The sequence below is a fragment of the Brevibacillus formosus genome, from assembly GCF_003013405.1.
In the GTDB taxonomy this organism is placed as follows: domain Bacteria; phylum Bacillota; class Bacilli; order Brevibacillales; family Brevibacillaceae; genus Brevibacillus; species Brevibacillus formosus.
The window spans coordinates 113,269-124,269 of record NZ_PXZL01000038.1; the positions used below are offsets into that span (position 1 = coordinate 113,269).

The following is an 11,001-nucleotide window of genomic DNA, read 5'->3' on the forward strand; positions in this document are numbered from 1 at the left end:
ATTTAGAGAGAAAAGGATGGGAGACAGAGCATGAAAGAAAGCTTGTGGATCAAAAATGCGAGTCTGGAATGTGGTTATACAGAGGAGAATGGCATCGTGACGGGAACAAAGACGGAGCGTTTTGACGTCTTGCTCACAGACGGTCGCATTGAGAAGATCGTACCTGCTTCGCTAGGTATACCAGATGGGGTATTTGTGTGGGATGCACAAGGCCTGCTGATGCTTCCTTCTTTCCGGGAAATGCACATTCATTTGGACAAAACATTTTATGGCGGTCCGTGGCAAGCTGTTCTTCCTGCTCCCAATCGTTTTTTTCGAATCGAGCAAGAGCAGGAACTGCTTCCCCGCCAGCTTCCCGTCGCCCGTGAGCGTGCAGAAAAGCTGCTGGAGTTAGTGCAATCACACGGAGCTACTCACGTTCGGACGCATTGCAACATTGACCCGGTCATTGGGCTGAAAAACCTGGAAGCCACATTGGAGGCATTGACAACTTACCGTGAAAAACTTTCCTGGGAAATTGTCGCGTTTCCCCAACATGGCTTGCTGCGCAGTGATTCTGTTTCCCTCGTTCGCGAGGCAATGAAGCATGGAGCCGGCCTCGTCGGTGGTGTCGATCCTGCCACGTTTGACGATAATATTGAGAAATCTCTAGATACGATGATGGACATAGCGGTGGATGCGAATGCGGATGTGGACATTCATTTGCACGAGCCCGGACATCTGGGTGTTTATATTATGAAGAAACTGGCTGCGATGACGAAGGATGCGGGGTGGCAAGGTCGAGTCACTGTCAGCCATGCTTACGGGCTAGGAGAGGTTCCGACTGCTGTGGCAGAAGAGGTCGCGGAGCTTTTTGCCGAACAGCAAATCTCTGTCATGTCAGCAGTCCCTATTGATATGCCGACCATCCCGATTCCTTTGCTTCATGCCAAAGGCGTCCATGTTGGTTTGGGCAATGACAACATCACCGATCACTGGGACCCATTTGGAACCGGAGATATGCTGCAAAAAGCAAACCGTCTGGCTGAAAGGTTCCGGTGGATCGATGAGCGATCTCTATCGCGTGCACTGGGATTCGTTACAGGTGGCGTGACTCCATTGGACCAAGCCGGGAATCAGGTTTGGCCGAAAGTCGGAGATGAGGCAAATGCGGTTTTCGTCCGTGCCAAATGCTCCGCCGAGGCTGTGGCTAGACAATCTCCGAAGGAAGCGGTGGTTTTCACGGGCAAGATGGTTTGGCAGAAACAATCATAAAGATAGTAAGAGTGATCCGATCTTTCAAGGCTTCTTGGGAGGTCGGTTTTTCATTTGTTAATAAAAGTAGCCGTAGTGAAGGAAGAAGTGCATTTCCAGTCTACGCTTCGGCCTCCGCCCAGCAAGGGGGATTGACTGTCCGCTTCGGAATAAATGGCGGGAGCGCTTCAAACCAGAAAACGCGAATGCGTTTTTGTATGTAATAAAAGCTGAAATTCCCCCCATTTATTCCTACGCTGAGTTGGGCTCCAGAGGCGCTTGGACTGGAAATGCACTTCTTCCGGCGTAGCTTTAGTAACATCTTGAAAGGCAATACAAGATGATGAAAATTACTTAACTAACCATAAAAGATTTTCATATCAGATCCATTCATCAGAATGCTATAGAAGGACAATCATCAAGAACCTTCAATCATTTTCTTCTTGCCGCTCATATACAGATCGGAAAATCAGCAAAAACTACATCCAAGAAGCGTGATTCCAGTCATAGCGCCTCTGGAGCCCGACCGAGCGGAGGGATGAATGACGGGAGCGTTTTTAGCTTCAACGTGCGAATACATCTTCGAGACTACCACTTTTGAAGCGGCTCCCGTCATTCAAGTCTTCACCCCTTTGCGGGGCGTAGGCCGAAGCGAAGACTGGAAACACGCTTCTCCACCGCGGCTACGGTATCAAGTGTATTTTCACACTTATTGATCTGTACAAAATTAAATAAAAGTAAAAATATTATAAATTGATGTAAAGATGCTGAAAGGCTCGATTGAAAATCTAACGTATAATGCAAATAAGAAATAGATTCAGAATTTTCGACAGTATTCTACAGGGGGTAGACACAAATGAAGAAAACGCGCATGGTCGGTTCCTTGTTGGCTCTGACATTGACGGTTAGTGTTGCGCTGACTGGATGTGGTGGTGCGAGCTCGGAGCAATCCGGTTCGACGAATACAACTGCTGCTGAAGCTCCGAAAGAAGGCGGAACCCTGATTGTCGCTCGTAAGGCAGACGCCAACAATTTGGACCCGCACTTCATCTCCAATATTCCTTCGGCAAACTATGTGTATGGAAAAGTGTATGAGAGCTTGGTGTCTCGCGATAAAAACGGCGAGTACAAGCCTACACTAGCTACTGAATGGAAACAGCTCGACGACTTGACATGGGAGTTTAAGCTCCGTGAGGGCGTTACGTTCCATGATGGTACACCCTTTACAGCAGACGCTGTAAAAAAGACGTTCGAACGTGTACTCGATCCAAAGGTTGCATCTCCGCGTGCCTCCAGCTTCTCCATGATCAAAGAAATCAAGATCGTAGATGACAAGACTGTACATTTCGTGCTGGAATATCCTTTTGCACCGCTGCTCTCCATCTTGGCTAGCTCAGAAGGAAGCATTATTAGCCCGAAAGCAATTGCTGAGCATTCCGATACATTGGCGAAGCAACCTGTGGGAACCGGACCTTTCAAATTTACATCGTGGGCACCGGGTCAAGATATGAAGCTTACGAAAAGTGATACCTACTGGGGTGAAAAGCCAAAGGTAGATGAAGTGTTGTATAAGGTTGTTCCAGAAGATACGACCCGTGTAGCGATGATCGAAGCAGGAGAAGCGCACATCGGCGACCAGCTTCCGGTAACGGAAGTAGAGCGTGCACAGGCATCTCCTGGCATGAACATGGTTCGTGCAGAAGGCTTGGGTGTGGATTACATTGGCTTTAATGTGCAGAAGAAACCATTTGATGATGTACGCGTACGCCAAGCTGTCGCGCATGCTATCGAAAAGCAAGCCATTGTACAAGGGGTATACAACAATGTAGGAACACAAGCTGTTTCCTCGATGTCGCCAAAAGTCATCGGCTACAATCCGAATCTTCAGGATTACGCGTATGACGTCAATGCGGCAAAAGCATTGCTCGCAGAAGCAGGTTACCCGAACGGCTTCAAGACGTCCATCGTGACAGACGACCGTAAAGAGCGCATGAACGTAGCAGAAGTCATCCAGTCACAGCTGAAAGGTATCGGTATTGATTTGGAGATCAAAGTAATGGAATACGGTGCGTATCTGGAGCACACTGACAATGGTGAACATGCGATGTTCATCGGGGGCTGGGGCAATGCAACAGGGGATGGCGACTACAACCAGTACAACGTCTTCCACAGCACTTCGAAAGGCAGCGCAGGTAACATGGCGTTCTACAATAACCCAGAGGTAGACAAGCTGATTGAAGAAGGACGTCGCGAAAAAGATGCGCAAAAACGCAATGAAATTTACGCCAAGCTGCAAGAAATCGAGCTGAAGGAAGTACCGATCCTTCCAATCCGCACGATTAACCATGTGGCGGTTACATCCAAGAATGTAAATGGCTTCTGGCTGAGTCCTGTTGGCTACTTGATGCTGGATGAAGTATCGATCAACTAACGGTGATAGAAGGGATGGCGTTTGTCGCTGTCCCTTCTTTCGTCCATAGAGAGGAATTCACGCTCTGGACCGGGAATGTAACTTGGGGAAGAGAAATGCTCAAGAGACAAGTCATGGGGTGGAAATTATGCAGGAAGAGCAGCTAGATATATTTGACGAAACAGGACAGCACATCGGGGTAGAAGCGCGTAGCGAAGTACACCGCTTGGGGCTGTGGCACCAAACCTTTCACTGCTGGATTTATCGCGTAGCAGATAACCAAATCGAATTGCTATTCCAAAAAAGACATCCACAAAAGGATACTTGTCCGAACTTGCTCGACATTACCGCTGCCGGTCATCTTCTTGCTTCGGAACAGCCATGTGACGGCGTGCGGGAATTGGAGGAGGAGCTGGGCTTGTCCGTGCGCTTTGAGGAATTGGACGAGCTAGGCGTTATTCGTGATGTAATGGTTGCCCCCTCCATCATTGATAAGGAAATGTGCCATACATTCTTGTATGAATGCGATCAACCCCTACGCGAGTACCGTGTACAGGAAGAAGAAGTCACGGGGCTGTTTTGGGTCAGTCTGCATGAGCTAGAGCGGTTGTTTGCTGGTGTGATCGGGCAGATGAAGGTGAATGGATTTTTGCTAACGGAAAATGGAGAGCAGAAGGATACAACGATGATCGCGGCCAAAGCTGACTTTGTTCCACATGAGGTGCATTATTACCAGCAGGTGTTTGCAGCAGTGAAACTACGGGCAGCCAATCGAAAGCCCTGATCGGAAAAACTAGGCCTCGCTTTGTCATCGACAAGACGAGGTTTTTCGTTGGTCGAGAAAGAGTGCGAAGACACGTTCTCTAATGTGATATACTAGACAATGCTTTTTCACTGCTCGCGATCATGCGTAGATAGAGAGAGGAGATCGAGATGAGACTTCAGATTATGATTGCCCTAATGCTCTCGACATTCCTTGCTGCGATGGAAGGAACGATTGTGAGTACAGCCGTACCACGCATTACGAGTGATTTGGCAGGCTTTGAACAGGTTAGCTGGGTATACGCCATCTACATGCTTGCCACTGCCGTATCTGCCCCTATTTACGGCAAGCTGGCTGATTTATTTGGCCGAAAAAACGTCTTGTTAGTCGGTATCGGCATCTTTTTGTTAGGTTCAACGCTCTGTGGAGTGGCGACGTCGATGTGGCAGCTCATTGTTTTCCGTGCCATTCAAGGCTTGGGTGCAGGTTCAGTCATGCCGATTACGATGACCATCATCGGTGATTTGTACACGGAGCAGACTGCCAGAGCAAAAGCGCAGGGCTGGATTAGCGCTGTATGGGGACTTTCCGGTGTGGTGGGTCCGTTGGTCGGAGGATTTTTGGTCGATACACTGACGTGGCGTTATATCTTTTTTCTTAACTTGCCTTTTGGACTTGTATCGTTTTTCATGCTCATCTTTTTGTACAAGGAGAAGCTTGCCGTCAAAGAAAAGCGCCATATCGATTATCCGGGTGCGCTTATTTTTTCGGTCGGTACCATCGCCTTGTTGTATGCCTTGTTAACAGGTAGCCAGAATCAATCCTGGACAAGTCCAGTGACGATTTCCTTGATCGTATTTGCTTTGGTGACCTATCTGGTGTTTGTATCGGTGGAGAAGAAATCTCCTGAGCCGCTGATTCCGCTTTCGCTTTTTACCAATCGAAATGTAACCATGATCAATCTGCTGACGCTCTTGACCAATGGAATTGTCATTAGCATGGTGGTTTACTTGCCGATCTGGAGCCAGGGAGTTTTGGGAGAAAGTGCGACGATGGCTGGCTTTGTCCTGACACCGATGCCGGTCTGCTGGACGATCGGCTCTATCCTTGCCGGGAACTTGTTAGGCAGGCTGCGAGCGGAACAATTGTTTATCGCAGGGACAGCCGTTCTGACAGTAGCGACAACATTGTTGAGCTTCCTGTCCGCTGACTCAGCTGGATACCTCATTTATGTGGCTGTGGGCTCAATTGGTTTGGGCATGGGACTCATTTCCCCGATCGTTATGGTAAAAATTCAATCGTCTGTTGCAGTCGACAAGAGGGGGACTGCCATTGCCCTCAATACATTCACGGGTACATTTAGCCAAACCTTCGGGGCAGCCGTATTCGGAATGTTGTTCAACATGGTGACTGTAGCAAGTGGTCATACGAATTTAGGGGCCTCGTTTGAACACGGATCGATCCCTGTGGCACAGTTGGCACAGATCCGAGACTTATTGGCTAGCGGAGTTCATGTGGTCTTCACAGGCACCTTAGTGCTTGCGATAGGCAGCTTTGTTCTGACACTTTTGATCGCAAAAGGAAACCGAGTCAAGCAGACACACTAATTCGAAGACGTCCGCCGAGTGCGGGCGTTTTTCAATATTTGGTTACAGTTTTCCAAAAAATACAAACTTCATATTGCCAGCGGTTACATTCATCCGATACTATTTTCCTAGATGCCCAATTTCTTGCAGACAGGAGTGCATGAGACGATGGAGGAGATTCGCCCGGTTTCTATTGACGATATCGATGAGGTCGTTAGGATTGCAGCGATGAGCTACCCTGGAAGCAATCTTCTGGGTACAGAGAGCAGACAGCGATTTGCGGAACGTGTAAGGGAGACGATCGAAAACGACCCACACGTCAGCTATCACGGCTGCTATCGGGATGGACAACTAGTGGGTATAATGAAGTGGTATGATTTTCCTATGAATGTTCACGGTACACCGCTTTTGACTGGCGGGATTGGGTTAGTCGCCGTAGACCTTTTGCATAAAAAGGAAAAAGTGGCCATGTCGATGCTTCAAGGTTTTCTTTCCAGCTATCGGGAGCGGGGAATCTCGCTGGTCTCTCTCTATCCGTTTCGTGTAGATTTTTACAAGCAAATGGGTTTTGGAATAGGGACCAAGGTTCACCAATACAAGTTCAAGCCGTCCAGCCTGCCGTTTGTAGGCAAGGACAAAATTGTCTATATAGGGAAAGAGGACAAAGAAGAACTGTCTGCTTGCTATCATCGAATCGCCCGTCACACCCATGGCATGATCAAGCGAACAGACCGAGAGTGGGACAGACTCCTCGATAGTCCTGAAATGATTACCGTCGGCTACAAAAAGGAAGGGAGAATAGGAGGCTACCTTGCTTTCCAGTTCCAGAGCGCTCATGAAAAAAACAAACTTGTCAACAACATAGAAGTGAGAGAGCTTCAGTATGAGAGCCGCGAAGCACTTGCACAACTACTTTCTTTCCTGCGGAGTCAGGCCGATCAGATTCAACGGATCGAGTTTACGACGCCGGATGAAGATTTTCACTTGCTGCTATCTGATCCGGGCAATGGAACGGATTCGTTGCTGTGGAGCATTTATCATGAGAGCCATGTATCTGGAATCGGTCTGATGTATCGGATCATTGATGTGCCGGGATTTTTCCGTCAGCTATCCCACCACCGTTTTGGTTCAGAAACGGTGAATGTAAAGCTGACGATTCGCGATTCGTTCCTGCCTGAGAATGAAGGAACATGGCTCATCAAGTTTGTCGATGGACGTCCGGAAGTAGGAGAGGCAGCGGAGTCTGACGTTTCGGTGCAGCTTGATATTTCGGATTTTTCCTCACTCGTGATGGGGGTAGTAACTGCCCGCAAGCTGTATCAATACGGCCAGTTGGAGCTGGATGCACCAGAAAAGCTTCCCATTTTAGATAGACTGTTTGCTGTTTCCGAAAAGCCAAGAAGTGTGACGACCTTTTAGAAAAAAAGGTTTGTCACGTTTTTGACACATTTGGTTATCTTATTTTGCTTCCTCCCATATGTTGTTAGTAAATGGGAGGAGGCAGGTTTTATGATCTTTCTAACACTGGTTATCTTTTTTGCGTTTCTTTTGATTGTTTGGGCGGTCGTTAGACTCCTCTTCCGGCTGGAAAAGCATGATTCCATCAAACATGATGAGAGAGAATTATGGAATCGCTTTCAGGTGAAAGAGCAGGAGATCAGATACCGAAAGCCCAAAAAATAAAAAGAAAGGCGCCAAGGTGACAGGCGCTCTTTCTTTTGCGCGTTACCCACTATGAGAAGAGAAAGAAGGAGAAAATAATGCCAGGTAGATCAGAGGGGCATCAACGTGAATTTTTTCGCTTACGCCTAGAATACGCCCTCTGTGCAGACATGACCATTGTGCTGGTCAAAGGGAAAACCATGGAGATTGGGAGCACGCAGGTTTTGATCGAGGATATCGGGGCAGGTGGACTTCGTTTTCTCTCTCATCTCAAAATGCCGGCAAATGACCAGCTCGTTCTGCAGTTTGCGACGGAATTGTGTGGACAGGCTCTGAAAATGTACGGCCATGTGGTCCGCACGATTCCGTGGGAAACGGACTATTACGAATACGCTGTACGGTTTACTATGGAAGAGGAACAACATCTGGAGATTAATCGCTTGGTAAACCGGCTGGCGATCCGCTATCGGCAGAAACGGACAGCAACAGAGGGACGTTTCTTTAAAGGTGATCGCCTGGCATTTTTAAAAGAGTTGGCTCAAGCTAGTCTTGCGATGCGAGCCAGTGAAGCATAGACAAAAAGGCTTTCTGTTGTGCGAATACACAACGGAGAGCTTTTTTGTTTGACATAAAATAAACGCGATGATAAGTTATCTATAATAAATCAAACGAATAAAGGTTGTGTTTATATATGAGTCTTCATGAAGCATTTTGGAGCGCTTCTCTTCAAGAATGGAAGCAAGGTTACATCGAACAAGACGAACATTTTATGTGTCTGCTCTGTGGGGAACAGGTGGAAAAAGGAATTATTTATCCAGTGGAGGGTGTCCTGTACGAAGCTTCCCGCTTTATGCGCCATCACATCGAGGCTGCGCACGGTTCTGTCTTTACCCACTTGAGCCAGTTGGATAAACGATTGACGGGCTTGTCCGATCATCAGGTTAATTTGCTTCGCCTCTTTTACCAGGGCAAGACAGACGCCGAGGTTCAAAATGAAATGGGAATTGGCAGTGCATCGACGATCCGTAATCACCGCTTTGCACTCAAGGAAAAAGAACGTCAGGCCAAGGTGTTTCTGGTCATGATGGAGTTATTGCACGAAGCGGATAAAAATCAATCGTCCAACGATGCCAAATCAAGCAAGCAAAAGAATACCTCGAAAGATGACGATGCCGCTGAGTATGACGCGATCGTAAAGAAATTCTTGCCGAATGGACTATCAGGTCGATTGGACCGCTTCCCGCGCAAGCAAAAGCATAAACTCATCCTACTCGAAGAGATTTCTAAAAAATTTGAGATCGACCGTTTCTACACCGAGCGGGAAGTGAATGAGATTTTGGAAGGTCTCTACGACGATTATGTGACCCTGCGGAGATATTTAGTGGATGTGGGTTTGATGGATAGACAGGCGGACGGCAGTCAATATTGGCGGATCGCTGTGGAAAATGAAGGAGAGGAACGAGGGGCGCAGCAGATGAATCGCAAGCAAGAGCTCAAGCAGATGTATAAGGAAGTTCAAACCGATGCAGGCGTTTATCAAATTAAGAACAAGCAAAATGACAAAGTATTCATCGCCAGCACGAATAACCTAAAAACGATCAACGGTAGAAAGTTCATGCTTCAGCATGGCTCGCATCCTAATCGTGAGCTGCAAAAAGACTGGGATAAATACGGTCCGGACGCTTTCGAAATCGAAGTGCTAGAGAAGGTTGAGAAGAAAGACCATCCGTATTTTGATCTGAAGGATGCCTTGGAAAAGCTCGAAGATAAATGGATGAAAAAGCTGGCCCCATATGGTGATCGGGGCTATCACATGCAAAAAGATCCGTCCTAGTCTCGTCTATCATCCAGCATGCGGAAGCGCTCCAAGTGATCCCACAGGCCTTCCTTTTGCAAGATCTGGATTTGTTTTTCGCCAAGCAAATCAAAATGCGGGAAGGGTGCCCGGTTATGAATGTAGACAGGATCGAGTCCGTTGGCAAGGCACCAGTCTGTCAGTAACGAATAATTGGCACAGCCTACTTTTGTAACGGTTTTGATTCCAGGAAAACGTGGGTCCAGCCAATAATGCGTGAGAAATGCCAATTCGCCTCGACTAACGGCTTGCTTCCAACGGTTCAGTTCGTCTCGTGTAATCCCGAATGCCACTCTTCCTCATCCTTTTCAAAGCGGTCGTGTTTCTCATTCATTAATAGCATGGAATGGTATAAACGTCAAAAAGACAGGTCTCCTTCGGGATAGCCGAAGGAAACTGTCTTTTTGTGCTTGGTTACTTACCGAACTCCTGTTGGAAGCTGAGGCGGAACGTAATTCAACTCTTCGTCCGCGGTGATGTAATCGGTGTTGACCATGAGGAGCAAATAGCGTTTGCCGGTTTGCGGATCGCTGATAATGATGTGGTCGCGGCCAGCTGTTTCGAGGACGCCACGGAAAATTTTAGCGTTCCATTGGCTGTTGTTTTCAAATGTTTGGTACACTGTAATGACTTTGCCTCGATTCAGGCGAAGGATGTTTTCGATGTACGATTCTTCCATTACTTGCCCAGGAGTAATGGGCATTCCAGGAATCAAGGATCCGCTTGGTTGCATCGGAACCAGTTGAGGTTGCTGCTGCTGAATCATCTGCTGCTGTTGCTGAGGTATGCCGTATGGGTACTGTGCGGATGGGTACATGTCGTAGCCGTATTGTTGTTGAGGGTAACCAGTGTAAGGCATTTGTTGACTCATGATGAACTCGCTCCTTTATCTATCTCATTCTTTTAATAGACGCGTGGACAATCTGCTGGTGTTGGAACGAAGAAGCAGTGTGCCTTATAGCGACCGGAGTTTTGTTGATCCCACCAGGTAGCCGGACAGTTTCCGGCAGGCCGGTAGAACCATAATGCGTTGCTAGCCGGACGGGTCTTTTCGCCATTGACTGCGCGCTGTGCCAATCGTCTTTCTTTTTCCCTGGTGCGTTGATAGAAATACGGCTTCTGGACCGCTTCGAATCCTCCCGGTGATTGATAGACCATGTCACGCATGCTGCGAATGTTTTTGAAGTCAAGGCAGTTACCTAAAATCCGATTTACCCCAACGTTGCCAACCATCAGCATGCCCAACTCACCTTCACCCTCAGCCTCAGCTCGAATCAGTCTGGCAAGCATATCGACATCTCTGGAGTTCGCTTTGATGACGGCCATTGCTTCACCTCCTTCCCCAAAAATCACAATAACAATATATGGGCGAATAATAGATTGGTGATTGGCCCGATAAATTTTTCATCAAGTTGACGTTTACGTAAACGGCAGTTACAATCATTCTATTCGGTAAATTTTGAATTTTATAAATGTAAGTAAGGGGCGCTGG

The 11,001-nt window shown here is 47.6% G+C and carries 11 protein-coding genes; 8 read left to right on the top strand and 3 right to left on the bottom strand.

Features of this window, described 5'->3' with window-relative positions; translation table 11 throughout:
• Positions 1-30 precede the first annotated feature (30 nt).
• The 8 genes from C7R91_RS27225 (at position 31) to C7R91_RS27255 (ending at position 9,488) form a co-directional block, all read left to right on the top strand.
• Positions 31-1,254, top strand: coding sequence for an amidohydrolase family protein (locus C7R91_RS27225; protein WP_047070932.1), 1,224 nt, complete (start codon positions 31-33; stop codon positions 1,252-1,254).
• A gap of 835 nt (positions 1,255-2,089) precedes the next feature.
• A complete protein-coding gene (locus C7R91_RS27230) occupies positions 2,090-3,664 on the top strand; it encodes a glutathione ABC transporter substrate-binding protein (protein WP_047070933.1) in 1,575 nt (524 codons plus the stop codon).
• 127 nt (positions 3,665-3,791) lie between these two features.
• Complete coding sequence (locus tag C7R91_RS27235; RefSeq protein WP_047070935.1) at positions 3,792-4,427, top strand: NUDIX hydrolase; 636 nt, start codon at positions 3,792-3,794, stop codon at positions 4,425-4,427.
• 149 nt (positions 4,428-4,576) lie between these two features.
• Positions 4,577-6,013, top strand: a complete 1,437-nt coding sequence (locus C7R91_RS27240; RefSeq protein WP_047070936.1) for an MDR family MFS transporter — start codon at positions 4,577-4,579, stop codon at positions 6,011-6,013.
• A 147-nt stretch (positions 6,014-6,160) separates the two neighbouring features.
• Positions 6,161-7,411 (top strand): GNAT family N-acetyltransferase, encoded by a 1,251-nt coding sequence (locus tag C7R91_RS27245; RefSeq protein ID WP_047070937.1) that lies wholly within the window; start codon positions 6,161-6,163, stop codon positions 7,409-7,411.
• 90 nt (positions 7,412-7,501) lie between these two features.
• Positions 7,502-7,675: a hypothetical protein gene (locus C7R91_RS29540; protein WP_162837754.1), complete on the top strand. Its 174-nt coding sequence runs from the start codon at positions 7,502-7,504 to the stop codon at positions 7,673-7,675.
• Positions 7,676-7,752: 77 nt separating this feature from the next.
• Positions 7,753-8,229, top strand: a complete 477-nt coding sequence (locus tag C7R91_RS27250; protein ID WP_047070938.1) for a PilZ domain-containing protein — start codon at positions 7,753-7,755, stop codon at positions 8,227-8,229.
• A gap of 116 nt (positions 8,230-8,345) precedes the next feature.
• Positions 8,346-9,488 (top strand): DUF2087 domain-containing protein, encoded by a 1,143-nt coding sequence (locus C7R91_RS27255; RefSeq protein WP_047070939.1) that lies wholly within the window; start codon positions 8,346-8,348, stop codon positions 9,486-9,488.
• On the opposite strand, the gene C7R91_RS27260 is transcribed toward C7R91_RS27255, so the two are convergent.
• From C7R91_RS27260 to C7R91_RS27270, 3 genes are all read right to left on the bottom strand, one after another.
• A complete protein-coding gene (locus C7R91_RS27260; protein WP_047070940.1) occupies positions 9,485-9,802 on the bottom strand; it encodes a hypothetical protein in 318 nt (105 codons plus the stop codon). The two genes, C7R91_RS27255 and C7R91_RS27260, sit on opposite strands and share 4 nt — an antisense overlap.
• A 125-nt stretch (positions 9,803-9,927) precedes the next feature.
• Positions 9,928-10,380 carry a spore coat protein GerQ gene (gene gerQ, locus C7R91_RS27265; protein ID WP_047070942.1) on the bottom strand — a complete coding sequence of 151 codons (453 nt, stop codon included), beginning with the start codon at positions 10,378-10,380 and terminating at the stop codon, positions 9,928-9,930.
• 32 nt (positions 10,381-10,412) lie between these two features.
• Positions 10,413-10,835, bottom strand: coding sequence for a cell wall hydrolase (locus C7R91_RS27270; RefSeq protein WP_047070944.1), 423 nt, complete (start codon positions 10,833-10,835; stop codon positions 10,413-10,415).
• Positions 10,836-11,001 lie beyond the last annotated feature (166 nt).

Bases quoted from the DNA above. Each gene is read 5' to 3' on its own strand.
- C7R91_RS27225 (WP_047070932.1), top strand. From the start codon at position 31: ATGAAAGAAAGCTTGTGGATCAAAAATGCGAGTCTGGAATGTGGTTAT.
- C7R91_RS27230 (WP_047070933.1), top strand. From the start codon at position 2,090: ATGAAGAAAACGCGCATGGTCGGTTCCTTGTTGGCTCTGACATTGACG.
- C7R91_RS27235 (WP_047070935.1), top strand. From the start codon at position 3,792: ATGCAGGAAGAGCAGCTAGATATATTTGACGAAACAGGACAGCACATC.
- C7R91_RS27240 (WP_047070936.1), top strand. From the start codon at position 4,577: ATGAGACTTCAGATTATGATTGCCCTAATGCTCTCGACATTCCTTGCT.
- C7R91_RS27245 (WP_047070937.1), top strand. From the start codon at position 6,161: ATGGAGGAGATTCGCCCGGTTTCTATTGACGATATCGATGAGGTCGTT.
- C7R91_RS29540 (WP_162837754.1), top strand. From the start codon at position 7,502: ATGATCTTTCTAACACTGGTTATCTTTTTTGCGTTTCTTTTGATTGTT.
- C7R91_RS27250 (WP_047070938.1), top strand. From the start codon at position 7,753: ATGCCAGGTAGATCAGAGGGGCATCAACGTGAATTTTTTCGCTTACGC.
- C7R91_RS27255 (WP_047070939.1), top strand. From the start codon at position 8,346: ATGAGTCTTCATGAAGCATTTTGGAGCGCTTCTCTTCAAGAATGGAAG.
- gerQ (WP_047070942.1), bottom strand. From the start codon at position 10,380: ATGAGTCAACAAATGCCTTACACTGGTTACCCTCAACAACAATACGGC.
- C7R91_RS27270 (WP_047070944.1), bottom strand. From the start codon at position 10,835: ATGGCCGTCATCAAAGCGAACTCCAGAGATGTCGATATGCTTGCCAGA.